26 protein-coding genes are annotated in these 25385 nt (G+C 52.9%); 22 read left to right on the plus strand and 4 right to left on the minus strand.

Annotated features, from left to right (window positions below):
* Positions 1-60: 60 nt before the first annotated feature.
* From LF929_RS11790 to LF929_RS11820, 7 genes are all read left to right on the plus strand, one after another.
* Entirely contained in the window at positions 61-714 is a 654-nt protein-coding gene (locus LF929_RS11790; RefSeq protein ID WP_026358052.1) for a phage baseplate assembly protein V, read from the plus strand.
* Entirely contained in the window at positions 711-1061 is a 351-nt protein-coding gene (locus LF929_RS11795; RefSeq protein ID WP_019846002.1) for a GPW/gp25 family protein, read from the plus strand. Before LF929_RS11790 ends, LF929_RS11795 begins: the two co-directional genes overlap by 4 nt.
* Positions 1062-1065: 4 nt before the next feature.
* Entirely contained in the window at positions 1066-1974 is a 909-nt protein-coding gene (locus LF929_RS11800) for a baseplate assembly protein (RefSeq protein ID WP_038904110.1), read from the plus strand.
* Positions 1967-2578, plus strand: coding sequence for a phage tail protein I (locus tag LF929_RS11805; RefSeq protein ID WP_019846003.1), 612 nt, complete (start codon positions 1967-1969; stop codon positions 2576-2578). The genes LF929_RS11800 and LF929_RS11805 overlap by 8 nt, the downstream gene beginning before the upstream one ends.
* A gap of 229 nt (positions 2579-2807) precedes the next feature.
* Positions 2808-3983 carry a phage tail protein gene (locus LF929_RS11810; protein ID WP_368678941.1) on the plus strand — a complete coding sequence of 392 codons (1176 nt, stop codon included), beginning with the start codon at positions 2808-2810 and terminating at the stop codon, positions 3981-3983.
* Positions 3984-4142: 159 nt separating this feature from the next.
* Positions 4143-5498 carry an esterase-like activity of phytase family protein gene (locus LF929_RS11815; RefSeq protein WP_226093684.1) on the plus strand — a complete coding sequence of 452 codons (1356 nt, stop codon included), beginning with the start codon at positions 4143-4145 and terminating at the stop codon, positions 5496-5498.
* Between the two features lie 153 nt (positions 5499-5651).
* On the plus strand, positions 5652-6998 hold the full coding sequence (locus LF929_RS11820) for an aromatic acid/H+ symport family MFS transporter (RefSeq protein WP_210175865.1): 1347 nt from the start codon (positions 5652-5654) through the stop codon (positions 6996-6998).
* An 88-nt stretch (positions 6999-7086) separates the two neighbouring features.
* Here LF929_RS11820 and smrA read toward each other — a convergent pair whose 3' ends face one another.
* Positions 7087-7653, minus strand: a complete 567-nt coding sequence (gene smrA, locus LF929_RS11825) for a DNA endonuclease SmrA (RefSeq protein ID WP_210175866.1) — start codon at positions 7651-7653, stop codon at positions 7087-7089.
* A 153-nt stretch (positions 7654-7806) separates the two neighbouring features.
* Positions 7807-8298 carry a phage tail protein gene (locus tag LF929_RS11830; protein WP_368678942.1) on the minus strand — a complete coding sequence of 164 codons (492 nt, stop codon included), beginning with the start codon at positions 8296-8298 and terminating at the stop codon, positions 7807-7809.
* A gap of 36 nt (positions 8299-8334) precedes the next feature.
* On the opposite strand from LF929_RS11830, the gene LF929_RS11835 reads away from it, so the two are divergent.
* The 15 genes from LF929_RS11835 (at position 8335) to LF929_RS11905 (ending at position 23770) form a co-directional block, all read left to right on the plus strand.
* Positions 8335-8916, plus strand: coding sequence for a recombinase family protein (locus LF929_RS11835; RefSeq protein WP_210175003.1), 582 nt, complete (start codon positions 8335-8337; stop codon positions 8914-8916).
* Positions 8917-9077: 161 nt separating this feature from the next.
* Positions 9078-9716 (plus strand): phage tail protein, encoded by a 639-nt coding sequence (locus LF929_RS11840; protein WP_226093156.1) that lies wholly within the window; start codon positions 9078-9080, stop codon positions 9714-9716.
* Between the two features lie 2 nt (positions 9717-9718).
* Entirely contained in the window at positions 9719-10330 is a 612-nt protein-coding gene (locus LF929_RS11845; protein ID WP_226093157.1) for a tail fiber assembly protein, read from the plus strand.
* 226 nt (positions 10331-10556) lie between these two features.
* The gene (locus LF929_RS11850) at positions 10557-11726 is read left to right on the plus strand and encodes a phage tail sheath protein (protein WP_012884465.1); all 1170 of its coding nucleotides are present in this window, start codon (positions 10557-10559) and stop codon (positions 11724-11726) included.
* A 14-nt stretch (positions 11727-11740) separates the two neighbouring features.
* On the plus strand, positions 11741-12259 hold the full coding sequence (locus LF929_RS11855; RefSeq protein ID WP_023639476.1) for a phage major tail tube protein: 519 nt from the start codon (positions 11741-11743) through the stop codon (positions 12257-12259).
* A 60-nt stretch (positions 12260-12319) separates the two neighbouring features.
* The gene (locus tag LF929_RS11860; protein WP_210175006.1) at positions 12320-12610 is read left to right on the plus strand and encodes a phage tail assembly protein; all 291 of its coding nucleotides are present in this window, start codon (positions 12320-12322) and stop codon (positions 12608-12610) included.
* Between the two features lie 32 nt (positions 12611-12642).
* Positions 12643-12762, plus strand: coding sequence for a GpE family phage tail protein (locus tag LF929_RS11865; protein WP_012769533.1), 120 nt, complete (start codon positions 12643-12645; stop codon positions 12760-12762).
* Positions 12755-13834 carry a hypothetical protein gene (locus LF929_RS11870; protein WP_226093158.1) on the plus strand — a complete coding sequence of 360 codons (1080 nt, stop codon included), beginning with the start codon at positions 12755-12757 and terminating at the stop codon, positions 13832-13834. Before LF929_RS11865 ends, LF929_RS11870 begins: the two co-directional genes overlap by 8 nt.
* A 10-nt stretch (positions 13835-13844) precedes the next feature.
* Positions 13845-14339: a phage tail protein gene (locus LF929_RS11875; RefSeq protein ID WP_038906312.1), complete on the plus strand. Its 495-nt coding sequence runs from the start codon at positions 13845-13847 to the stop codon at positions 14337-14339.
* Complete coding sequence (locus LF929_RS11880; RefSeq protein WP_226093159.1) at positions 14336-15511, plus strand: contractile injection system protein, VgrG/Pvc8 family; 1176 nt, start codon at positions 14336-14338, stop codon at positions 15509-15511. Before LF929_RS11875 ends, LF929_RS11880 begins: the two co-directional genes overlap by 4 nt.
* Positions 15512-15607: 96 nt before the next feature.
* The gene (locus tag LF929_RS11885; RefSeq protein WP_012769529.1) at positions 15608-15799 is read left to right on the plus strand and encodes an ogr/Delta-like zinc finger family protein; all 192 of its coding nucleotides are present in this window, start codon (positions 15608-15610) and stop codon (positions 15797-15799) included.
* A gap of 388 nt (positions 15800-16187) precedes the next feature.
* Positions 16188-17492 (plus strand): guanine deaminase, encoded by a 1305-nt coding sequence (gene guaD / locus LF929_RS11890; protein WP_210177236.1) that lies wholly within the window; start codon positions 16188-16190, stop codon positions 17490-17492.
* Positions 17493-17716: 224 nt separating this feature from the next.
* A complete protein-coding gene (locus LF929_RS11895) occupies positions 17717-19531 on the plus strand; it encodes a diguanylate cyclase (protein ID WP_226093160.1) in 1815 nt (604 codons plus the stop codon).
* A 298-nt stretch (positions 19532-19829) separates the two neighbouring features.
* Complete coding sequence (locus LF929_RS11900; RefSeq protein WP_226093161.1) at positions 19830-21521, plus strand: methyl-accepting chemotaxis protein; 1692 nt, start codon at positions 19830-19832, stop codon at positions 21519-21521.
* Between the two features lie 701 nt (positions 21522-22222).
* Complete coding sequence (locus LF929_RS11905) at positions 22223-23770, plus strand: PAS domain-containing methyl-accepting chemotaxis protein (protein WP_226093162.1); 1548 nt, start codon at positions 22223-22225, stop codon at positions 23768-23770.
* 122 nt (positions 23771-23892) lie between these two features.
* Here the strand turns inward: LF929_RS11905 and LF929_RS11910 are convergent, their stop codons facing one another.
* Complete coding sequence (locus LF929_RS11910) at positions 23893-24192, minus strand: hypothetical protein (RefSeq protein ID WP_016942416.1); 300 nt, start codon at positions 24190-24192, stop codon at positions 23893-23895.
* Positions 24193-24624: 432 nt separating this feature from the next.
* Positions 24625-25323: a metallophosphoesterase gene (locus tag LF929_RS11915; protein WP_226093163.1), complete on the minus strand. Its 699-nt coding sequence runs from the start codon at positions 25321-25323 to the stop codon at positions 24625-24627.
* Positions 25324-25385: the final 62 nt, after the last annotated feature.

Raw genomic sequence — 25385 nt, forward strand, 5'->3', positions numbered from 1 at the left:
TACCGGTGGTATCCGTAGCCACACAACCGTGGACAATTGTCTCATTCACTGGGAAGACGCATGCTTCCCACCATGAATACATACGAATATCTCTCCGAAATCCAGCGTGCGCTGCGTAACCTGATTCGTATCGGCGTCGTTACTGAAGTTGATACCCAACAGGCGCGCTGTCGCGTGCAGACCGGTGGCATGGTCACCGGATGGCTCCACTGGCTGTCCCGTCGCGCGGGGAGTTCCCGCGAATGGTGGGCACCGTCGGTGGGTGAACAGGTACTCATACTTGCTATAGGAGGCGAGCTCAACACAGCTTTTGTCGTACCGGGTATTTATAGCGATAACCACCCTGCACCGTCGGTTTCTGCGGATGCCTGCCACATCCGTTTTCCCGATGGTGCTGTGATGGAATATGAACCAGCGAACGGCGCACTGACCGTCACCGGCATCAAAACCGCCACTGTCGTTGCGGCAGAATCCGTGTCCGTTACCACAAAAAACGTCACCATCAACGCCAGCGAACGCATCACGCTGGATACTCCGGAAGTCGTCTGTACGCATAAGCTGATTACTCAGACCATCGAAGTGCAGCAAGGCGGCAGCATCACAGGCAGCGTCACCCATTCAGGGGGCAGTTTCTCCTCTAATGGTGTGGTGGTCCATACCCATCAACACGGCGGCGTACAAAGTGGCGGCGGCACAACAGGAGGACCTTTATGACCAGCGCATCGTACACCGGCATGAATCGCAACACCGGCGTCAGCCTGAGCGATCTGGAACATTTGCGCCAGAGCGTGCGCGATATTCTCACCACCCCGCAAGGCAGCCGGGTCATGCGGCGTGATTATGGCTCGCTGCTGTCCACGCTTATCGACCAACCGCAGACACCCGCCCTGAAGCTACAGGTTCAGGCTGCCTGCTATGTCGCGCTGTTGAAGTGGGAACCCCGCCTGACGCTGACGTCCATCTCAATGGAAAGCCACTACGACGGCCAGTTGATTGTGGATATTTCCGGCACGTTGTCCGGCAACAGCACATCCCTTTCGTTAACCATTCCTGTGAGCTGAGATCATGCCCATTATCGATTTAAGTCAGTTACCCGCCCCAAGCGTCGTGGAAACGCTGGATTATGAAACCCTGTACGCCTCGCGCAAGGAAACGCTGCTATCACTTTACAGTGACGATGAACGTGCCGCCATTGCACGTACCCTGACCCTGGAGTCAGAGCCGTTGGTAAAACTGCTGCAGGAAAATGCCTATCGCGAACTCCTGTTACGCCAACGCATCAACGAAGCCGCTCAGGCTGGGATGCTGGCGTTTTCCCGTGGCAACGATCTGGATCAGTTGGGTGCTAACGTTAACGTATCACGACTGGTGATCACCCCGGCCGATGCGACCACCGTTCCACCGACCGCCGCAGTGATGGAGTCGGATACCGATTTTCGTCTGCGTATCCAACAGGCTTATGAAGGTCTGAGTGTGGCGGGTTCCATCGGCGCATACCAGTTTCATGGACGCAGCGCCAGCGGCCAGGTCGCCGACATTTCGGTTATCAGCCCCGGTCCTGCCGAGGTACTGGTATCGGTCCTGTCTCGGGAAAATGACGGTACCGCCAGTGACGCGCTCATCGCCACCGTTAACGCCGCACTCAACGCCGAAGATGTCAGGCCGGTGGCAGATCGGGTCACCGTCAAATCGGCGGTGATCGTTCCTTACGACATCAATGCCACGCTGTATTTGTACCCCGGACCGGAAGCCGAACCGATACGTGCTGCTGCCGAGAAGAAGCTGCAGAGTTACGTCACCACCCAGCACCGCTTGGGACGCGACATCCGCCGATCGGCCATTTACGCGGCATTGCATGTGGAAGGCGTTCAGCGGGTAGAGTTAGCCAGTCCGGCCGCTGATATCGTACTGGATGATACCCAGGCGTCGCATTGCACTGGCTACACCCTGATATTGGGGGGCACGGATGAATAAAAGCCCCCTGCTTCCCCCCGGTTCATCCACACTGGAGCATGCGGTCGCGACGACTGGCGCCAGTGTGGAAAACGTGCCGATTCCCCTGCGCCAGATCTGGAATCCCGACACCTGCCCGGTCGAGCTGTTGCCCTATCTGGCCTGGACATGGTCGGTTGATCGCTGGGATGAAAGCTGGTCGGAAGCCGTCAAACGAAAAGTCATCAAAGATGCGTTTTTTATCCATCGGCATAAGGGCACTATCGGCGCACTGCGCCGGGTGGTTGAACCGCTGGGATACCTGATTCGCATCAAAGAGTGGTGGCAAACCGGCGATGTTCCCGGCACCTTCCGGCTGGATATCGGCATCCAGGAATCGGGCATTACAGAGGAGTCCTTTCAGGAACTGGAACGCCTGATTGCCGATGCCAAACCCGTCAGCCGTCAGATGTTAGGGCTGAATATCAATCTGGACACGCAAGGTACCGTCTCGCTGGGCGCCAGCTCTTACAGCGGTGACGAGTTAACCATCTACCCCTACTTCCCAGAAACCATCAGTATTTCGGGCGAAGAATTCACCGGTGGTGCGATTCATCTGATTGACGACCTGAACGTCGGCGGTTAATCCACGCTCCTCGCCAAGCCAGCCTGCGCTGGCTTTTTTTATGTCCCCCTCCCCGATGTTGTCTGCGCCTTGCGCCAACACCCACCAGATGCGACCAGGCAAGCACTCTCGCATACTACCGTGACGCAATCACAGCCGGGGTTCAGCCGGCTGGTTATCACCAGTCAGCACCCCAGCACCCCCGATGCCACAACGGCATCCTACCCTGTTAACCGTATGAGTAATCTGCATGAGTACAAAATACTTTGCTTTACTGACGAATATCGGCGCGGCGAAGTTGGCCAACGCCACCGCGTTGGGTAGCCATCTGGCTATCACGCAAATGGCCGTGGGCGATGGCGGCGGCAGCCTGCCAACCCCAACACCAGCCCAAACTAAGTTGGTCAACGAGAAACGTCGTGCGCCGCTCAATGCACTGAGTGTCGATCCCCAAAATACTAACCAAATCATTGCCGAGCAGGTTATCCCTGAAACTGAAGGCGGCTGGTGGATTCGCGAAATCGGCCTGTATGACAGCGACGGCGACCTGATTGCCGTAGCAAACTGCGCCGACACCTATAAACCGCAGTTGCAAGAAGGCTCGGGCCGGGTACAAACCGTCCGCATGATCCTGATTGTGAATAGCGCTGACGCCATCACCCTGAAAATCGACCCGGCGGTCGTGCTGGCAACACGACAATACGTCGATGATAAAGTCATTGAGGTAAAAGCGTACGCCGATAGCCAGCTCAACGCGCATATCACCGCCGCCAACCCTCACCCACAGTATGCGCCACTGAATAGTCCAGCCTTAACTGGCGTGCCAAGTGCCCCGACTGCAGACAAAAGCACAAACTCCACCCAACTGGCCACTACCGCATTTGTCAAAAACACTGCGTTGCTCAAAGAGCAGAACGGTGCCGATATCGCCGATAAATCGGCTTTTCTCGCAAACCTGGGTTTGAGCGACACGCTGAAAATCGCGGATATCGTCGGCATTCCGTTGCCCTGGCCACAGGCGACGCCACCTGCTGGCTGGCTGAAATGCAACGGTCAGGCTTTCGACAAAAACGCCTTCCCGAAACTGGCACAGGTCTATCCCGGTGGCGTACTACCGGATTTGCGCGGCGAGTTTATTCGTGGCTGGGATGATGGGCGTGGGGTGGATAGCAACAGAAGCATACTTTCGCTACAGGGTGATGCGATTAGAAACATCACCGGGTTTGTGAGTGGTGTTTATGTTGGATTTGATGCTTACACTGGTGCGTTTTATGATACTGGTTCCCGAAATTCAATAGCACCAACATCAGCAGTTGTTGGACAAATGAATGATGACTTTGCGTTCGATGCTTCCAGAGTGGTGCCGACAGCCAACGAAAACCGTCCCCGCAATATCGCCTTTAGCTATATAGTTAGGGCTGCCTGATTCTCTGGCTGTCTCGCCCCCAATAGCAGTCACACTACTATTTACGCGGTGAGGAAACTCGCCGCGTTTTCTAAAGTAATCGGCTATGGGGATTGTCATACAAGCGTCGTATTACCGTCTTAGTGTAATCTCGCCACTTCTCTATCACGGGATTCAACTATGCGCTTTGGCTTACCTCTTCTCCCTATGATGCTGTTAACCCATGCAGTCTACGCTGCCGATATTCAAACCGAGCAATACCAGATTACCTTTCCTGATAATGATCGGGTGAGTTATCACGGCAAATGGCAAGCGCGTTTTCCGAATGGTTTTCCAATGGGTGTCGGCTCTGGGTTGGCATTAATCAGACGTGAGGGGGACAAGCTGATATTTGTTACCGTCACTGATCGTGGGCCAAATGCTGATGCTCCGGAATATCAGGGGAAAGAGGCGAAAATATTTGCTGCTCCTGATTTTACCCCTGCGATTATGACTATTACCGTGGACACTAAAAGCGCACAAGCCACTGCGCTACATCCATTACATGATGAATCGGGCCCTGCCAGCGGTTTGCCATTACCCAGAGCCTTGATCGGTACAACCAATGAAGTGGCCCTCAATGATGTGTTGCAAACGCTGCCAAACGACCGTCGGGGATTAGATACTGAAGGGATTACACCTGATGGTCAGGGGGGATTTTGGATCTCAGATGAATACGGCCCATTTCTTATTCAGACTGATACACAGGGTAAGATCCTGAAAAAAGTGGGGCCAACTCCATTAAATGGCGAACAGGGTATCGCCAGTGGTCTCCCGAACATTCTTAAATGGCGGCAACCTAACCGGGGCTTTGAAGGTATCACCCGAATGCCTGATGGACGCATTCTTGCGGCGGTACAAAGCACACTGAATATCGATGGGAAAACGCAAAATAAAGCACTGTTCACCCGGCTGGTCAGTTTTGATCCCGCAACAGGTAAAACAGCGATGTATGGTTATCCGCTGGATGCCGAAAAATGGAAGAAGACTGGAGATGCCAAAATTGGTGACATGGTTGCGCTGAACGATCATGAAGTGTTGGTGATTGAACAAGGGGCGGATAAAGACCAGGTCATGCACAACCTTATTTATCGTGTTGATCTGGATGGGGCCAGCGACTTGACCCCGTTGGATTCGACACAACCCCCAGAGTGGAACGATGCCGAAACACTGAAAACACGCGGTATTGTACTGGCGAAAAAGCAGCAATTGGTCGATCTACGCCAGCTAGGCTGGAAACCAGAGAAAGCAGAAGGGCTAGCGCTGATTGATACCAGCACGCTGGCAGTAACCAATGACAACGATTTTGGTTTACAGTCTGTACTGGTCAATCCTGCCAACGGTGTAAAGAAAATTGGTAAATATCAGGTGGGGTCTGATGGCAAACTGTCGTTAAATGGCCAGCAGGTCAATACCCAACTGGAGCTGGAGCCACTGCCTAAAGATGAGGCAACCAGCCAACTGTGGATTATTCATCTTCCCCAGCCACTTCAGTAAAATCCAGCAACTTACCAGGCAGCGTTTCTTCTAAGGAAGCGCTGCTTTTTCATTGTTACACAAAATTTTCTCAGCATCGTATTTCCCTATCGGAAATAATTGTTTACAGTGTAAGCCATTGTGAACATTTTGCGGTATTGTTGGAGAAAAAGCGTGACAGGTTCCACCGCGATTGACGTACGACAGCTGATTAACCAGCGCCCGCTTGGCGCTTACCAGAAACTGATCGTTCTCCTGTGTTTTTGCATTATTGCGCTTGATGGTATGGACATCGCCATCATGGGGTTTATTGCTCCTTCGCTGAAAACAGCGTGGGGAATTGGCAATGCAGAGTTAGCTGTGGTTATCAGCGCGGCATTGATTGGTCTGGCTGTGGGGGCCATGGTGTCTGGCCCGCTGGCAGACTGGCGTGGGCGTAAAACTATCATCATCGCCAGTGTGTTTTTGTTTGGTCTATGGACACTACTGACAGCGTTTTCCGAAAACGTGCAGCACATGGTCATTTTCCGCTTTTTGACCGGCTTAGGTCTGGGAGCGGCGATGCCAAATGTGGGTACGCTAGTTTCAGAATTTGCTCCCGAGAAAAAACGCTCTTTCATCATTACCGTGGTTTTTTGCGGTTTTAGTTTCGGTGCCGCCAGTGGTGGATTTGCGGCCTCATGGATGATTCCTCAATGGGGCTGGCATTCTGTCTTGCTGCTGGGGGGGATTTTGCCGCTGTTATTGATGCCATTCCTGCTGTTAAAGCTGCCCGAATCGGTACGTTTTCTGGTTAGCAAGCGTGCGGACTCACGGCAGATACACCACATTGTGGACAAGATAGCCCCCGGCGTGACCCAGGCCGATAGCCTGTTTGCCATGCCAATAGCGGAAAAACCACCGGCGTTTGCCGTGAGACTGGTGTTGTCCCGTTCTTATCGTTTCGGCAGTATTATGTTGTGGGGCGGCTATTTCTTTGGCCTGTTCATGGTGTATTTGCTGGGAAGCTGGTTGCCGACTGTTATCAAAGAAGCGGGCATGAGCGTGACTGAAGCGACTGTCATCACGGCACTCTATCAGGCTGGTGGTACATTCGGTTCGTTATTTGCCGGTTGGCTGATGGACCGGGTTAATCCACATCTGGCGCTGGGCATCATTTATGCCGCTGGCGGTGTTGCCACAGCAATGATTGGCGTCACTCATGCATATTTCGTGCTCCTGGCTGTGGTGGCTTTCAGCAGTGGTTTCTGCCTCAACGGTGCCAACACCGGTATGAATGCACTGTCTGCGCGTTATTATCCGACTGAGGCCCGAGCTACCGGTTCCGGCTGGATGCACGGCATTGGGCGCATGGGGGCCATCATGAGTGCGTTTGCCGGTGCACAAGTTGTCAGTATGGGGTGGGGATTGAGCGCTATGTTCACTATTCTCGCCATTCCGGCGTTACTGACATCACTGATGATCTTCGCCAAGGGACAATTCGGCCATAGTCGTCCCTCCATCGCAGAATTGAGTTATTAGCGTTGAGCTATTTTAGTTTAGCGTTGAACAATTAATGCATTAACGCCCGGTCAGCCGGGCGTTTTTGTTATCAGATAAGCCACATTCGTCACCGGCTACGTTTAGCATGCCTCTCGCGGTTATCCTGTCGGGCCTGATCTGATTTTCTCAGCGACACATAACAAGCACCAGTACCACCATGAAATGGCTGAGCAACACAGCATGCCTGTACCGCATCAAACTGCTGCAACCAGCGAAACAGGTAGTTACGCACCACGTTGGCATGCGACTTATCATGGCGACTTTTGCCATGAATGATCAGCAAATTGCGCAAATTCTCCTGCTGTGCCCGTAACATGAATGCGAACAAATTCTGTCGACAGGTTTCGATGGGTTGTCGCAACAAGTTCAGGCTGGCATCCAGCGCATATTTTCCCTGACGTAATTTGTCCACCACCCCTTGCTGGATGCCTTCTCTTTTGAATTCCAATGGAGTGTCACACGAAACCAGATCCAGAAATCCAGTAATCAGGAAATTATCCAGCTCGGGTTCTTGCGCACGATGAGGCGTCACATTCGGGAAAGAGGACTTCAGGTGAACGACGGTTGAGGACGGTTTCAGCGGTTTGACATCGTCCATGGCGTTAAGGAATAGGGCTTTTTCGTCAGGAGTCATCGTGTCACTCGCAATAATCAACTTAACTACGCCCCTACTATAACCAGAGCGCCATCAAATATCACCCAGTAAGCGGAAACGCGGCGAGTTTCCTCACCGCGTAATCGCGTATTGATGGGGGCTATACGACAAGTGGGGAAATAAACTCAACCGTCATGCTGCCCTCACGATATAGCTAAAGGCGATGTTGCGGGGACGGTTTTCGTTTGCTGTCGGCACCACTCTGGAGGCATCGAACGCAAAGTCATCGTTCATATTTACACCAGCCAGTGATGCTGATGATGTTGTTGCATATCGGGAGCCAGTATCAAAAAATGCACCCTGAAATGCATCAAATCCAACAAAAGCACCACTCACAAAACCGGTGATGTTTCTGATAGCATCGCCCTGTAGCGAAAGTAGGCTTCTGTTGCTATCCACCCCACGTCCATCATCCCAGCCACGAATAAATTCGCCGCGCAGGTCCGGTAACACGCCACCGGGGTAGACCTGCGCCAGTTTCGGGAAGGCGTTTTTGTCGAAAGCCTGACCGTTGCATTTCAGCCAGCCAGCAGGTGGCGTCGCCTGTGGCCAGGGCAACGGAATGCCGACGATATCCGCGATTTTCAGTGTGTCGCTCAAACCCAGGTTTGCGAGAACGTTCACGGATAAATACAATCAGCCTTTTCAGGAGGTTACGTTATGCTTATCGGTTATGCCCGGGTATCGACCAGCGATCAAAACACCGAATTACAAAAAAATGCACTGAATAGTGCAAATTGTGAGCTGATTTTCGAAGATCAGGCCAGCGGCAAAAATGCCAGACGACCGGGGCTTAAACGCGCATTGCGTAAACTCAAACGTGGCGACACGCTGATTGTCTGGAAACTGGACCGACTGGGCCGCAGTGTGCGCGATTTGATTACCATGGTGTCTGACCTGCAAAGCCGTGGTATTCATTTTCGCAGCCTGACAGATGCCATTGATACTTCCACGCCTGCTGGCCGTTTCTTTTTCCATGTCATGAGTGCACTGGCGGAGATGGAACGCGAGTTGATAGTCGAACGTACCCGGGCGGGATTAGCGGCGGCCAGAGCCGCCGGTCGCATCGGTGGGCGGCGTCGCATTATGACACCCGATGCGATTGATCATGCCAAAACATTGTTAAGTAATGGCGCAACACGCTGGCAAATCGCCAATATCATTGGGGTGTCGGCCAAAACCATTTATAAATATTTTCCTGCCACGAAAGAATCCATCCATAGCGAAATTACCTCCAAATAAAGAATATTAATTATGATAATTTAAATTAAAACAATGAAGCCGCTATATGTTTTGCCACCCTCCAAAAAACTGTCATTCAATGCATGCGTTGTGTTTTCAAAAAATAATACAAGCGCGATATCACTCGCGCTAACAACATCATTCATATTGAGAGAAAACACATGGAAAAAAGTAACTCCCCATGTTCACTGGACCTGATCTTGGGTAAAGAGAATCTGTATAAAAACAGCCCGATTAATATCGGCAGTATTACCGTTGGATGTGCCAAATGCCAGGATAGCCAGCAAGATACCCCGGCGACGCAACCTACCACGACCGACGGGTTGAAAGATTTGGTCGGTATCCCGCAACCCTGGCCGCTGGCAGATGCACCGGAAGGCTGGCTGAAATGTAACGGTCAGGCATTCGACACTGCGAAATATCCACAACTGGCAAAATTGTACCCAGCCGGCACGCTGCCAGATTTGCGCGGCGAATTTATTCGTGGCTGGGATGATGGGCGTGGTGTAGACGCTGAGCGTAAGCTGTTAGCTGAGCAAACCGATGCTATCCGTAATATTTCAGGTAGCTTGTATTACGGAGTTGATGCTGATGGCACACTCAATGAGAGCTATTTTAATGGTGCTTTATATTATGACTTGAAGGCAATAACCAAAGACTCTAAAAACAATGGCTCATGGTCAAATGGCGCAGCCAACTCATGGGCTCCTGCAATATTCGACGCATCACGCGTCGTCCCGACTGCATCGGAAAACCGTCCGCGCAATATCGCCTTTAGCTATATCGTCAAGGCAGGTTAATCATGACAACACAAAACGAAAATACAACTCAGTTGAATGAACAGGGGTTGAGTGTCAGTAATGGGTATATTCAGGTTTACCATATTGACCCGCAAACACGGGAATATATCGGTAGCACCCGGGAATACCTGATGGAAGGTGTTGGCATTCCGGCACACAGTTTTACGGATACGCCACCGGATGAGCAAGCTGGTCACACGAGCGTGCGCAGTCAGGACGGGTTAACCTGGGAAAGCATTGTCAATTATCGCGGGCAGACCGCCTACGATAAACAGACACGTCAATCCACCCAGATAAGCCAACCCGGCGACCTGCCCGATACCCTGACGCTCTTGCCGCCGACAACCGACTATGATGTCTGGCAAGGTGACAACTGGGTAACGGATGAAAAGGCAAAACAGGCCGCTCAGCTGACTGCCGCTCAACAGCAACAGGCGAGTTACCAGGCGCAGGCGGAAAAACGCCTGACCGTACTGCAGTACGCGGTTGAGCTGAACATGGCGAGCGAACAGGAAACTCAGGCGTTGAAGGACTGGAAAACCTATCTGGTGTTGTTAAACCGGGTGGATCTGTCTGCCGCGCCCGCGATTGACTGGCCAACCATGCCAGCCTGATTGAGCGTTCACACTGACGCCCTCTGCTGAGGTGTGTCCCTGCCAAAGATGCCGTCGCCCCCCCAACGGCATCTTTTTTATTTTCACTCAACCACCTGTTTTTAATAAGAATTTAAACACCTTGCTTATTCCCCTGTTGTGCCATCGGATACCAAACCCCATTCGGGTGCCTTCTTTTTTGTAGCAAGGCACTATTACTCGCACCCCACAACAGGAGACATTCTTGATGAGTGATTTTCATCACGGTACGCAGGTCGTCGAAATCAACGACGGTACCCGCGTCATTTCAACTGTATCAACCGCGATCGTCGGTATGGTCTGTACTGGACCGGATGCTGACGCCGCCACTTTCCCACTGAATACACCGGTACTGATTACCGATGTACTGACCGCCGCAGGCAAAGCCGGTAAAACCGGTACCCTGGCTGCTGCGTTGCAGGCCATCGGCGACCAGACCAAACCGGTTACGGTAGTCGTTCGCGTAGCGGAAGGCGCCAACGAGGCTGAAACGGTATCCAACATCATCGGCGGTGCCGATGCCAACGGTAAATACACCGGCATGAAAGCCCTGCTGGACGCGCAGGCCGTGACTGGCGTGAAACCGCGTATCCTCGGCGTTCCGGGGCTGGATTCCCAGCCTGTCGCTACCGCGCTGGCAGCTATCTGCCAGTCACTGCGCGCCTTCGGTTACGTGAGCGCTTATGGCTGCAAAACCTTGTCTGACGCCATCAAATACCGCGGCAACTTTAGCCAGCGCGAACTGATGGTGATTTGGCCGGACTTCGTTGCCTGGGACACCACGGCTAACGCCAGCGCAACAGCTTACGCCACCGCGCGTGCGCTGGGCCTGCGTGCCAAAATCGACCAGGAAACCGGCTGGCATAAAACCCTGTCTAACGTCGGCGTTAACGGCGTTACCGGCATCTCCGCAAGCGTGTACTGGGACCTGCAGACCATCGGTAGCGATGCCGACCTGCTGAACCAGGCTGGCGTCACCACGCTGGTACGCAAGGACGGTTTCCGCTTCTGGGGTAACCGCACCTGCTCCGACGATCCGCTTTTCCTGTTTGAAAACTACACCCGCACGGCGCAGGTACTGGCCGACACCATGGCCGAAGCGCACATGTGGGCGGTCGACAAACCGGTAACTGCCACCCTGATCCGCGACATCATCGAAGGTATCAAGGCTAAATTCCGCGAGCTGAAATCCAATGGTTACATTATCGACGCCGATTGCTGGTTCGATGAAAGCGCCAACGATAAGGAAACGCTGAAGGCAGGCAAGCTGTACATCGACTACGAGTACACCCCGGTGCCGCCACTGGAAAACCTCACGCTGCGTCAGCGTATCACCGACAAGTATCTGGTGAACCTGGCCGCATCTGTTAACAGCTAAGGAGCGACAGACTCATGGCACTGCCACGTAAACTTAAATATCTCAACCTGTTCAACGACGGTATGAGCTACATGGGCCAGGTGCATTCCGTCACCCTGCCGAAACTGACCCGCAAACTGGAAAACTACCGTGGCGGCGGTATGCAAGGTTCCGCGCCGGTGGATTTCGGTCTGGACAACGACGCCCTGGTGATGGAATGGAACATGGGCGGTCTGCCGGACAGCGCCTTCTGGAGCCAGTACTCCCTGCCGGGTGCTGATGCCGTTCCGTTGCGTTTCGCCGGTTCTTACCAGCGTGACGACACCGGTGACATCACCGCTGTTGAAATCGTACTGCGCGGCCGCCACAAGTCGATTGACAGTGGCGAATCCAAGCAAGGCGAAGAAACCGATGTTCGTGTTTCCACCCAGTGTACCTACTACAAACTGATCATTGACGGCGTCGACATGATTGAAATCGACACCATCAACATGATCGAAAAAGTCAACGGCGTTGACCGTCTGGAACAGCACCGCCGCAATATCGGTCTGTAATGACCGCTTCATGGCCAGCTACGGCTGGCCATTCTTATTGATAAAACGGGAGTCTTTATTATGACGGCTGAAAATACTGCACAACACCACATGATTACCCTGAACGCCCCGATTAAACGCGGCGACACGCAGATCGACGCGATTACGCTGCTCACGCCAACGGCAGGGACGTTGCGTGGCATCGGGCTGGCGGCACTGGCGAGCGCCGATGTGGAAGCGCTGATTAAATTGCTGCCTCGCATCACCTACCCGGCCTTGACCGAGGCGGACGTGATGGGGCTGGAACTGCCTGACCTGCTCGAATTCGCCGGTAAGGTGATCAGTTTTTTATCACCGGGCTCGGTTCGCTAACGCCCCCACCGAGCCTCACGGTTGACGACCTGATGGCGGATATTGCGGTGGTGTTCCACTGGCCGCCATCAGAACTTTTCCCCATGAGCCTGGCAGAGTTGATTAACTGGCGTGGCCGGGCGCTACAACGAAGTGGACAAGACTATGCCTAAGCAAAAGACGGTGCCTAAGCCATCAACTTCCCCAGGTTCGGGGTCTGCGGCAACACCGCGCAACAGCGCTCCGGACAACAGCATTTTCTCGCCGCTGCGAGACAATGTGTATCTGAATAAAATCAACAGCGTATTGCTGGATTTCTTGAGCAAAGCCGGTCAGCTCGCCAACAGCGGTACATCAACCGTTGCCAGCGCGCAGAAAAGCAGCGGAAAAAAAGGCGGCAGGACTTCTGCCGCCGCACAGCTGGGGATGCTGGGTAATCTCGCCAGGCGGTTTGATACCATCACCGCTGCGCTGAACCCAACGTATGCTGCATTGAAAAATGCCCATCACTTATCGCAAACCGGCAATAGTGGCCTCTCTCGCTCAGGTCAGAGCCCAGGCGCTGGCGTGACGCAATCGCTTATTGCCCAGGCCAGTGACGGTGTCAACAGCATCTATTTATCTGCCGCTGCTGCCATGCAGGCACAACAACATATCGCCGGTCTGGTGCCCTCTGCCAGACTGGCTTCCGCCTCTTTGCCGGGCAACGTCTCATCATTGCTGAACGCACAGCAAAGCCTCAATCTGCCGACCAACCTGCTGCCACAGCCTGGCACGGGTGCAACATCGCAGACTGGCGCTGAAGGGCTGAGTGCCCTCTTCGGTACCGCCCAGGAGTCTTTCGTCGGTACGGAAGAAACCAGCATGATGATATCCGCCTTAAGCAATGCGGATCTGGATGACGGTGATGGCGGTTCAGCGTTTCAGGGCAGGCTTGATAATCTGCAGGCGCTGTCAGGGTCTGCGATGCAATTGCTCAACCAGCCGGGTCTGATGAACCAAAGCAACGTGGAAAACCACGCCAGTTTGCAGTCCGACATGACGAACGGCCATTACAACGCCCTCTCGCCGAATTCATCACAACGTTATTTTGACCAGCGCGTGGTCAATAACATCACCATTACCGTACCCGAAAACAGTAACCTCGACGTGATTAAGCAATACATCGAAGAGGCACTGAGAAAATACAGCCCGAATAGCAGCGCCTATTCCTACAACTCAATGACCTCTAACCTTATTTCATGAGGATAATATGATGATGCTTGCACTGGGTTTATTTGTATTTCAATTGCAAACACTGCCGTACAGTACCCTCAGTCGTAATGTTAATTATCGCTGGGCCAACAATGGCCGTATCGGTCTACGCCCTGCGCAGCAGTTTTTGGGGCAAGGTAACGAAACCATTAGCCTTAATGGCGTACTGTGCCCTGAAATTAACGGCAAGTTCAGTAAACTCTCGTTATCAGCGCTGGAACTGATGGCCGGGACAGGTCGCGCCTGGCCGTTAATCGAGGGCAGCGGCACCATTTATGGCATGTTCGTCGTTGAAAGCCTGCAACACACCAATACGGAATTCTTCTCCGACGGCAGCGCCAAGCGTATCGAATTCACGATTAACCTGACGCGTGTCGATGAATCACTGATAGCCATGTTTGGCGACCTCAGCCAACAAGCTACCGATTTGTACAACCAGCAGATTACACCGGCCATCGCGTCCGCCAAAGCCGCCATCGGAGGTGTCTTCTCGTGATAGTAAATAACCGCATTGGTATTGCAGACCAGCTTGCGCCGGATTATCAGATAACACTGACGGATGCATCCGGTAACCCGCAAACGACCCGCAATCTTAGCCAACGGCTCATTTCGCTGTCACTGCACGATGTCCTGGGATTTGAATCCGACCAGCTATCGCTGGATATCGATGACAGTGATGGCAAAGTGCTGATGCCCAAACGCGGGGAAAAAGTCAGCGTTAAAATCGGCTGGAAGGGTAAAGCACTGGAGGATAAAGGCACCTTTGTGGTTGACCAGGTCAGTCACAGCGGTGCACCGGACAGAATTACCCTCAGCGCACGTAGCGTTAATTTTCGCGGCGATCTCAACACGCCACGTGATGGTTCCTATAACATGACCACACTGGGCGATATCGCCCGGACGATTGCGGAACGCTACAGCCTGCTGGCGTCAATCGATACCTCGCTGGCTAATACGGCAATCGTGCACGAAAACCAATCCAAAGAGTCCGATTTGTCGTTTCTCTGTCGTCTGGCCAGGAAATACAGCGGCACAGTAGCGATAAAAAACGATACGTTGCGGCTCTTTGTCGCAGGCAGTGGTACGGCGGCAGATGGCAAAAATGTCGCGACGTATCTGATCGAGCGCAGCGACGGCGACTCTCACAGTTTTACGATTGCCGATCGCATTGCCAATACCGCGATCACCGCCAACTGGCATGATAGCCGCGATGCAAAAACACATACTGTGAAGATTAGCCGCCAGCGTAAAACACAGACCACGGCGTCAACATCGCACCCCAGCGCCAAATCGGCTAGCCAGCCGTCCGATCTATCAACTGACGATTATCTGGCCGGGGAAGAAGACAGCCAGCAAACGCTACAAACCATCTACGCCAGCCAGGATGAAGCCACACAGGCCGCGGTGAGTAAATGGCGTGAAACCCAGCGTGGCACGGTAACGTTCTCGATTTCGCTGGCACGCGGCATGGAGAATCTGAAGCCTGGCGCGCTGGTGAATCTGAAAGGATTCAAGCAGGTGATCGACGAGCGGCAGTGGACTATCAAACGTCTGACCCACACTATCGCCGGTAGCGGTTTTACCACGGCGGTTGAGCTGGAAGTGTCGATGCTGGACGTCGATTACGACATTAGCTACAGCGTAGTGGATAACACCACCGCGCAATGAATCACTTTTCGAATTTAAAGTTTGCAAAATCGAATTCTATCACATAGTATGTGTGTAAGATGTTTAACTAACCCGTACACATAAGGTGATTTCAAAATGATGCATTGTCCTTTGTGCCGTCATTCCGCTCATGCCCGTTCCAGCCGCTACCTGTCTGAAAATACCAAGGAGCGCTACCACCAGTGCACCAACGTCAACTGCGGTCACACGTTCGTGACGATGGAAGCCATTACCCGCTCCATCATGGTACCTGGCAAAACTGAACCGGTTGACGGCGAACGCAAGTAACCCGTTATTCCTCACTCCCTCCGTGTTTCCTTACTTTTCTGACCGTCTTTCCCCGCCGCCCGGCGGGGTTTTTTATGCATCAGAATACACATAAAGTGTTTTTTCTGGCTTTACTCGTCAATCATTAGCAAAACGTATTATTGACGCAGACCGCCATCGGCTCGTAGTATCAAACCGCTTTTACTGATTTTCAGTCACTTGCTGCGACGAGGTCTCACGGCCTGCCGGGCCATCAACGCCGCAAGGGATGAATCCTGCCGTGACGATGGTGCACCTTCCTTTTCACCATCAAAAATCAGACGCTGACACCGCTTTGAACAACACGGGAGCAGGAAGGCGTCATGGCAATGCGCCCATGTTTTCCTGCTCCACAGCAGGGAGAATACCCATGATGGACGCCACCCTGGCCTACCGCGCCAGTCTGTTACACTTTGTCGACGACCCACTGCACCACCCCGACGCCACGCGCTTTATCGAAGACGGTGCGCTATTGGTGCGTAACGGCCGTATTCAGGACGCTGTGCCGTATGACAGCCTCACCGAAACGGATCGTCAGGCGCTAACGGTTATTGACTACCGTGGTCAATTACTGATGCCGGGATTTATTGACACCCATATCCACTTTCCCCAAACGGAAATGATCGCCTGTTACGGTGAGCAACTGCTGTCCTGGCTTAATACCTACACCTTCCCTACCGAGTGCAAGTTCGCTGATGAACATTACGCTCGTGAACGGGCGGTATTCTTTATTCAGGAACTGTTACGGCACGGCACCACCAGTGCGCTGGTCTTTGCTACCGTCCACCCCCAGTCGGTTGATGCGCTGTTTAGCGCCGCCGAAGACAAAAACATGTGCCTGATTGCCGGTAAAGTCATGATGGACCGCCATGCACCGGACGAGCTGTGTGACACCGCCCAGCAGAGCTATGACGAGAGCAAGGCGCTGATTGAAAAATGGCACCACCGCGGGCGGTTGCGCTATGCGGTCACGCCGCGCTTTGCTGCCACCTCTACCCCGGAACAACTGGCGCTGGCAGGCCGCTTACTGCGGGAATATCCGGATGTGTATTTGCACACTCATCTGTGTGAAAACACGGACGAAATTGCCTGGGTCAAGTCGCTGTTTCCCGAACAGCAACACTACCTTGATGTCTACCATCACCACGGGTTAACCGGACGCCGCTCGGTGTTTGCCCATGCTATTCACCTGCACCCGGATGAAATTCACACACTAACGCGTAGTCAGTCCGCCGTAGCGTTTTGTCCCAGCTCCAATTTGTTTTTAGGCAGCGGGCTATTCCGGCTGCATCCGTTAAAAGCCGCCGGGGTTCGTGTGGGTATCGGTACCGATGTTGGCGCAGGTACCAGCCTGTCGTTGCTGCAAACCCTCAGCGACGGTTATAAAGTGCAGCAATTGCAAGGCGAAAAACTCTCGGCACGCGAAGGCTTCTATCAGGCCACGCTGGGGAGTGCGGCAGCGCTGTCACTGGATGACAGGCTGGGTAATTTTCTGCCGGGCAAGGACGCCGACTTCGTGGTGCTGAACTGGGCCGCGACACCTCTGCAGCAACTACGCCAGCAACAAGCCACCTCGCTGGACTCACGGCTGTTCGCCCTGATGATGCAAGGTGATGACCGAAACATAAGCGCGACTTATGTTCACGGTCAATGCGTCTATCGGCAAGGTCAATAAACCACGAACCTGTCAGTGATAAACCGGACGGGATTGCACCCCATAGGGTGACGCACCGCACATTTCACTAAAAAAAGTCATGTTGCGGTGTGCTACCTACCGATAACTATTCTTGAATCATAACCGGACAAGCGCTCAGGCCAAATGCGGGATGGCGACATCTGCTGCGCTCTGCCCTTCGCAGAGCCGACAGCCACTATCATCAGGTATTATAAGGTTTCGTCATGACGTCCCCATGCCATCGTTGTAGCGAAGAACAGCAAGACATCCTCGCGCGCATGCTGAATATTTTCGACACCCAGCCCGCTGATGAGCTCCCGCGTCTGGCACGTATCACCCGTACCTTTTTTCAGGTGCAGAGCGTGGTGATTTCACTGGTCAACAGCGAGCGCCAGTGGTTTCTGACAAAAGAGAATTTTCCGCGTCAGGAACCGGCTATCGAATTTTCCTTCTGCGCTCATACCGTCAGCGCCAACGCACCGCTGATCGTTCCTGACACGCTGTTGGATTCACGTTTTGTGAATAATCCGCTGGTCACCGGCGCGGATCCGATTCGTTTTCACGCCAGTTACCCACTGCTCTCTTCGCTCGGTGCGCCACTGGGCGCACTGTGCCTGTATCACCACCAGCCTCGTACCTTTAGCGATGAGGAACTGCAGCAACTGAGCGATTTAGCCTGCATCGTGCAAACCGTGCTGCATAAAGTAGAAATGCAGGCGCGTGAAGCGATAGCGCAGGAAAGGTTGCACCACGCGGATTACATTAACCAGCAGATGTTTTCCAGCGCGGCCATTGGTCTGGCGCTGGTAACCCCGGATAAACGTCCGATAAAGGTCAATCCCGCGTTTTGTGACATGCTCGGCTACGACGAGCAAACGTTGCTGACGCTGCCGGTGGAGAACGTCGTTCACCCGGAGGATTTACCGGCACTCATCGCAGACTACGAACGGCTGATGAACAACGATATGCGGGAAAGTACGCAGCAATGCCGCTACATCCGCGCAGACGGTAGCGAACTGTGGGCGCAGGTCTCCATTTCGGTACTCTGCAATCCCGACGGCAGCAAGTTCGGTCTGTTACTGGCGTTGACCGACCTCAGTGCGCAGAAAGCCTCGGAACAGCGATTACGCGACCTGAGCCAGGAACTGGAAACCCGTGTAGAACAACGCACCGCCGAACTGTACCAAAGCCATCAATTCATTCAGGACATCACCGACCATATTCCGGCGATGATTTCCTGCATCAATCCGGATAACGTGCTGGTTTTTGCCAATCGCCACCTGCGCAGGTTAATCGGTCATGAGCATGACAACCTGTATCAACGTGATATCCATGACATCTTTCGCCCGAAGGAGCTGGCGTTGCTGTTGCCACGACTGGAGGAATCGCGCCAGAAACAGCACCCGGCGTCGTTTGAGCATGAAGTGGGCATGCCTGACGGCCAACGCGTCACATTGCATACCGAACTGGTGCCCGCCGAATCACCGGAGCTCGGCACCTATATCCTTTCCACCGATATCACCTACCTGACGGTGTTGCGCGATCGGCTATCGTTTGAAGCCAATCACGACCACCTGACCGGCCTGCCCAACCGCCGTGCCGTCATCAGTTACCTGCAACGGCTGGCGGGCAAAAAACGGCGTGGGGCGCTGGCCCTGCTATTTTTTGATATCAATAACTTCAAACACTATAACGACCAGTTTGGGCATGATTTTGGCGATCGGGTCATCAAAACTTTTGCCCGCCTGCTACGCCAGAATACCCGCTCTTACGATTTCATCGGTCGGCTGGCGGGAGATGAATTTCTGATGGTGATTCATGAACAGCAGAATCTGGCCAGCGAAATTCGTAGCATCACCCAGAAACTGAAAGCGAAGATTGAAAAACCGGTCACCATTCGCCATCAGACGATTACGCTGTCCGCCAGCGTGGGGCATGCGATTTTGCAAGAGGACGCGCCGCTTAACGCCAATGAGCTGATCCGCAAAGCGGATAGCGCTATGTATCGGGCAAAACGCCGTTATACACCCCCGGCATAATAGCCCTACCATTTTAGCCTGATGACGATTTACCTCGTCATCACTTACCTTATCATTACTTTTACTTTGTCATTATCAGATTTGCCATAATCAGCAACCCCACTTGCCAGCATGCGAATAACGAAAAACTATAAAAATAATATTATCCGGACGATCATCCTGCTTATTCCGCTGTAATAACGACAAGCTGTGTCATAAGTATTTCCTGTGATGATAATCACGTTTTTTTTAAAGTTCTCACTTTTGAGTGCCGATGGATTTTTTACCGACGTCATTATTCCATCACCGAGAGCAAACCATGTTCAGAAATATAAAAATTGTCACCGGACTTTTTTCATTACTACTGGCATTAAGTCTATTGCAGTTGGTCAGTTACGGTTTTTTCTTTGGCGCCATGAAAGGTGATCGCAATAACTTTGTCGTCGCACAAACGCTGCGCAAACAGAGCAGTGAGTTGAATGCGTCCTGGATAGCTCTGATCCAGACACGCAATACCATGAATCGCGCCATCGCACGTATGATTATGGAAACCAACAACATTCCCAGCGCCGGGAAATCGGCCGAGCTGATTGATGTCGCCAATCAGTCGCTGGCTCAGGCGGACAAACATTTCGCTGCCTACACTCAAATTCCGTTATTGCCGGTACAGGACGCAGCGCTGGCGAAAGACATCAACACCCATTACCAGGCACTGCGCCACGTATTACAGCAAATCGTTGATTTGATTAAAACGCAGGACGTCAAAACCATTCAGGCACTGCCGACACAAAAAATGCAGGACGCCTTCCAGAATTCCTTTGATGCCTATTTCCGTCAAAACGATGCCCTCAATGACAGCGCGGTGACCGATAGCAACCAAAATTATGACTACAGTATCATCGTGATAGCCGTTTGTGTGTTGATCCTGCTGTTCGCCACCAGCAGTGCCTGGGTGTATATTCGCCGCATCCTGTTGCAGCCATTACGCCGGGTAATAACGCACCTGCACCACATCGCCACCGGCGACCTGACACAGTCACTGCACATTGAAGCGAAAAATGAAATTGGCCAGTTGGCAGAGAGTGTCCGCCATATGCAACAGTCGCTGACTGACACCGTTGGGAAAGTGCGTACCAGCGCAGATGAAATTTATCGCAGCGCCAGTGAAATTGCCGGTGGCAATAGCGATCTTTCCTCGCGTACCGAACAGCAGTCAGCATCGCTGGTAGAAACCGCCGCCAGTATGGAGCAGTTAACCGCTACCGTTAAACAGAATGCCGACAACGCCCGTCACGCCTCTCAGCTGGCGCGCGACGCGTCTGATACCGCTCACAAAGGGTTGCAGGTGGTGGATAACGTGGTCAGCACGATGAAACAAATCAGCGGCAGTTCGCAGAAGATCAGTGATATTACCGGGCTTATCGACAGCATCGCCTTTCAGACCAATATTCTGGCGCTCAACGCGGCGGTAGAAGCCGCACGCGCAGGGGAACAGGGTCGTGGCTTTGCCGTGGTAGCCGGTGAAGTGCGGAATCTGGCGCAGCGTAGCGCCGAAGCAGCTCGCGAAATCAAAGGGCTTATCGAAGACTCGGTTAATCGGGTGCACGAAGGTTCGGTACTGGTGACCTCTGCCGGGGAAACCATGGGCGATCTGGTGAAAGCCGTTTCACGCGTCACCGATATCATGGGGGAAATTTCGAGTGCATCGGAAGAGCAAAGCCGCGGCATCGATCAGGTTAGCCAGGCCATCAGCGAGATGGATCGCGTCACGCAGCAGAACGCGGTACTGGTAGAACAATCCGCTAATGCGGCCGTATCACTGGAAGAGCAAAGTGACCACCTTAACCATGCGGTGTCGCTGTTCCGGCTTCATGCAACGCCCGTTCAGGACAGCGGGAAAAAACGGCCCGTCATCGGCACATCCGGTAAAACACCGTCGCCGTTAACGCTTCCCGGCAAAGCCGCCACCGCCGGAGCCTACCACGATACGGGAAACTGGGAGACATTCTGACTCCTCTCCCCCGATTGAAAACCTGCTTTCATCGTCCGCCCTGCTTTGGGGCGGACACCCCATGAACGCGCTTACCTACCGCTTATCCACTGCGTCTCTCACACTGTTATCACGACCAAATGCTATTTTTTATGTCCTTCAAAAACGACTGGCAATAAATACTGTGCACCGGATAAACACCTGTTAGATGACCCCCTGGGGCATGATTTGTTTTCTCTCTTTCTGCTAATTATCTCTGCCCATCGATGGTGATAACCGTCAGGCGCTTTATTTTTCATCACAACCTTGCGATAGCGCATCATTATTTCTGGCGAAAAATGAAATTTGCCAGACAAATGCTAAATTTAAAATGATATCGGATCAGATCTCATGCATATGTTTGTTATTGTTAGGTTGCATAATCGTTAACCACATCAACAGTCGGCTGTCTATGGCCTGAACAGGGCATATATCGTCAGCTTTTTATTAAAAAGCGAGCTATAGGTAAAAAAACAAATCACAGATTACGCTACGGGTATCCAAATAACGTAATAGCAGGACGTCAGCATTGATACGCACGACGCCCTTCGAAAAGGAATACGTCAGGGAAGACGGGATAATAAAACCAGCGCACCTGCACGCTGAAGCATCGCGGCTATATATCTTTTCTATGCGACAGACCCTGAAGTCCAAACTAAAAATAATTTTCACGAGGACCTGAAATGCGCAACAACCAGCCAGTCACACAAAGGGAATATGTTTTTGACAAGGATGCCACGCTCATGTCGGTCACCGACGTGGATAGCCATATTGTTTATGCCAACGATGCGTTTATTGAGGTCAGTGGTTTCGAGCCTGAAGAAATTGATGGACAACCACATAATTTCGTCCGTCACCCGGATATGCCGGTCGAAGCCTTTCGCGACATGTGGCAAACACTCAAGCAGCAAGAACCCTGGACAGCACTGGTCAAGAATCGACGTAAAAACGGCGATCATTACTGGGTGCGCGCCAACGCCGTCCCGATTGTGCGCCAGGGACGCACGACTGGATATATGTCCGTACGTACCCAACCTTCCCGTCAGGATGTGGAGGCGGCGGAAAAACTGTATCAAACCATGCGTGGCGATCAGGGTAAGAACCTGAAATTACACAAAGGGGTACTGTATCGCACTGGTGTGACCGGGCTGTTTTCGCGCCTGAAGCTGATATCGATGCGCTGGCGCTTGCGCGGGATTATCACGCTGACGGCGTTGATAAGCTACATCGCGTTCTGGTCACTTCATGGCGATTTTGACTCTGACTTTTATATCACCAGCGCGTTTATGACCGGCATGATGCTGCTGCTGGACGGCTTACTGGAGTGGCAATTAATCAAACCGATTGAAATGGTTAAACAGCAGGCGCTGGATATCGCCACCGGCAACGTCACCACCCTGGATTATGGTAGTCGCGGCGATGAGATTGGCACCATCCAGCGTGCCATTGGACAACTGGGGTTGATGTTTCGCTGGCTGGTGGACGACATCAGCACGCAGGTACTGAACATCCGCTCCGCCAGCGACGAACTGGCCCACGGCAGTGAAGACATGAGTGACCACGCCGAACGCACCGCGGCGAATGTGCAGCAGACCGCCGCTGCCATGAACGAAATCAATACCACGGTGCAGACCAACACCACGACCACCAGCGAAGCCAGTCAACAGGCCTCCACCGCCTGCGATGCAGCCATCAGCGGCGGTCGGGTCATTGGCGAGATGGAAAAGACCATGGACAGCATTGTCGCCAGCTCGGAGAAAATCGCCGGTATTACCTCCATCATCGATAACATCGCCTTCCAGACCAATATTCTGGCACTGAACGCCGCCGTGGAAGCCGCGCGTGCTGGTGAACAAGGGAAAGGGTTTGCGGTGGTCGCGGGCGAAGTGCGTAATCTGGCACAGCGTAGCGCCAGTGCGGCCAATGAAATTAAGCAGTTGATCGAATCCAGTGTGGAACAGGTCCGCACCGGCTCCACCCATGTGCGGGACGCGGGCAACAGTACGCAGAACATCGTCACCCGGGTAAATAGCGTCAGCCAGTTGATTGCGCATATTGCGGATTCAACTAAAGAACAAACGGTTGGGTTGTCTGAAATCGGCCGTGCGGTGGAGGAACTGGAACAGATCACCCAGAAAAATGCGGCTCAGGTCAATGCCTGTGCGCAGGCATCGGATCAGTTAAAACAACAGGCACGCCGACTGGAACAGGCCTTACACGTATTCCGGTAACGCCTCTCAACCTTTCCTTGACTCTATGACACAACGCCCTGATGAACTTGTCAGGGCGTTTTTTCAGGTGCCGTTCGGGAAAATCGCCACGCCGGACAGACATGGAGATCGATACGTAATGGTTACTGTGCCCGCGACGTGTTGTTTTCACGCCAGCGCGCCACCTGCTCTTTTGTCACATCGTCTTTATAACAGGCTGGTGCCGCGCCGCCTTTGCGACTCCAGGCACTACGCCCACCACAGCGACTGCCATTACTGGCCGAATTATACGGACAGGCACAATTCCCCGCATAACTGGCAATAGATTCCTCAATAATAATTTGCTTGATCTCATTATCACTCAGGCGGGTATTTTTCGCGTCTGCGGTTGCAGCCAATAAAACACATGATGCACACAATAATTGGAAGAGATATTTTTTCACGATACATTCCTTACCCAGAATATGTTTTTTACCCAAGATAATGTTTTTTACCCAAGATAATGTTTCTTACCCAAGAATATGTGTCTTACCCAAGAATATGTGTCTTACCCAAGAATATGTGTCTTACCCAAGAATATGTGTCTTACTCAGAAGACGTTATTCCACGCACCGTCACGTTGCCAAATCTTCTATTGGCACACCGTGTCCTGCAACGACACCGCGGCTAAGCGCCTTGCAAAGCGAGCCTTCGCACCGGGTTATCGACAACCTGACATCACATAGGGGAAGAACGATTTTTATTGATGATTAACATCACTCACATTGCGTTTCAAATGCGTATTCGAAGTAGTAAGCATAGAACGATTATTCAGATGACACTGATAGAATGGTTATTTCTCAGGATATCGATTTATCTTTATTTCCCACTGTCTGTTAATTTCCCTCTGCAGGCTTTCCGGCTCGCTGAACACAATACAGCGTCAGTTCACCGCCAAATACTGCACCGGTATCGATATAGTGCATGTTCCAGAACGTCAGCGGCTTTCGCAACGGCGTATGACCAAACAGGAAATCGTCTGCACCGACGATAGACCCACCGATCCCCGCCATCGCCTGGCTAAGCCGTTGCCGATTCCATAATACCTGCGCCCAGGGCAACGGCTGCTCAAACTGGTAGCCGTCAGCCGGGTAATCGGCATGTGCGACCACCGTGCGCTGGGTTGCGGTCACGATTTCAATGACATAAGGCAATTGTGCCGCCAGTGACAACCCGTGGCGGGCCAGCCTCTGCTGTTGTGCTTCGAGCCGGAAAAACCAGTCGCCGCCATTGGCCCGCCACAACGCAATACGCCCGGCATCGTTTAACGCATCCAGCGCCATCTGCTCATGATTACCCCGCACGGCGCGAAACCACGGCTGTTGTAGCAAATCAAGACAGGCCAGATTTTGAGGGCCACGATCGATCACATCGCCGACAGACACCAGCAGATCGCAACCGGTATCAAACCCGACCCGCTCCAGTGCCGCCACCAGTGGCTGATAGCAACCGTGCAGATCGCCCACAACAAAGATATGTCGCCAGTCAACGCCGGTAATACGCTGATAGGCTGGCGGTGGTTGAACAAGGGTCATGATACCTGCCTCCCTGTCATCACATTGCAGCCTGGAGACTTACGGTTGAGGTATAGTCCGTA

This window comes from Dickeya oryzae (genome assembly GCF_020406815.2).
Taxonomy (GTDB): domain Bacteria; phylum Pseudomonadota; class Gammaproteobacteria; order Enterobacterales; family Enterobacteriaceae; genus Dickeya; species Dickeya oryzae.

Coding starts and splice junctions, on each gene's coding strand:
- LF929_RS11845 (WP_226093157.1), top strand. CDS start 9,719: ATGACAACACAAAACGAAAATACAACTCAGTTGAATGAACAGGGGTTG.
- LF929_RS11840 (WP_226093156.1), top strand. CDS start 9,078: ATGGAAAAAAGTAACTCCCCATGTTCACTGGACCTGATCTTGGGTAAA.
- LF929_RS11870 (WP_226093158.1), top strand. CDS start 12,755: ATGCCTAAGCAAAAGACGGTGCCTAAGCCATCAACTTCCCCAGGTTCG.
- LF929_RS11790 (WP_026358052.1), top strand. CDS start 61: ATGCTTCCCACCATGAATACATACGAATATCTCTCCGAAATCCAGCGT.
- LF929_RS11915 (WP_226093163.1), bottom strand. CDS start 25,323: ATGACCCTTGTTCAACCACCGCCAGCCTATCAGCGTATTACCGGCGTT.
- LF929_RS11905 (WP_226093162.1), top strand. CDS start 22,223: ATGCGCAACAACCAGCCAGTCACACAAAGGGAATATGTTTTTGACAAG.
- guaD (WP_210177236.1), top strand. CDS start 16,188: ATGATGGACGCCACCCTGGCCTACCGCGCCAGTCTGTTACACTTTGTC.
- LF929_RS11865 (WP_012769533.1), top strand. CDS start 12,643: ATGGCGGATATTGCGGTGGTGTTCCACTGGCCGCCATCAGAACTTTTC.
- LF929_RS11885 (WP_012769529.1), top strand. CDS start 15,608: ATGATGCATTGTCCTTTGTGCCGTCATTCCGCTCATGCCCGTTCCAGC.
- smrA (WP_210175866.1), bottom strand. CDS start 7,653: ATGACTCCTGACGAAAAAGCCCTATTCCTTAACGCCATGGACGATGTC.
- LF929_RS11800 (WP_038904110.1), top strand. CDS start 1,066: ATGCCCATTATCGATTTAAGTCAGTTACCCGCCCCAAGCGTCGTGGAA.
- LF929_RS11875 (WP_038906312.1), top strand. CDS start 13,845: ATGATGCTTGCACTGGGTTTATTTGTATTTCAATTGCAAACACTGCCG.
- LF929_RS11815 (WP_226093684.1), top strand. CDS start 4,143: ATGCGCTTTGGCTTACCTCTTCTCCCTATGATGCTGTTAACCCATGCA.
- LF929_RS11805 (WP_019846003.1), top strand. CDS start 1,967: ATGAATAAAAGCCCCCTGCTTCCCCCCGGTTCATCCACACTGGAGCAT.
- LF929_RS11900 (WP_226093161.1), top strand. CDS start 19,830: ATGTTCAGAAATATAAAAATTGTCACCGGACTTTTTTCATTACTACTG.
- LF929_RS11860 (WP_210175006.1), top strand. CDS start 12,320: ATGACGGCTGAAAATACTGCACAACACCACATGATTACCCTGAACGCC.
- LF929_RS11810 (WP_368678941.1), top strand. CDS start 2,808: ATGAGTACAAAATACTTTGCTTTACTGACGAATATCGGCGCGGCGAAG.
- LF929_RS11795 (WP_019846002.1), top strand. CDS start 711: ATGACCAGCGCATCGTACACCGGCATGAATCGCAACACCGGCGTCAGC.
- LF929_RS11895 (WP_226093160.1), top strand. CDS start 17,717: ATGACGTCCCCATGCCATCGTTGTAGCGAAGAACAGCAAGACATCCTC.
- LF929_RS11855 (WP_023639476.1), top strand. CDS start 11,741: ATGGCACTGCCACGTAAACTTAAATATCTCAACCTGTTCAACGACGGT.
- LF929_RS11850 (WP_012884465.1), top strand. CDS start 10,557: ATGAGTGATTTTCATCACGGTACGCAGGTCGTCGAAATCAACGACGGT.
- LF929_RS11835 (WP_210175003.1), top strand. CDS start 8,335: ATGCTTATCGGTTATGCCCGGGTATCGACCAGCGATCAAAACACCGAA.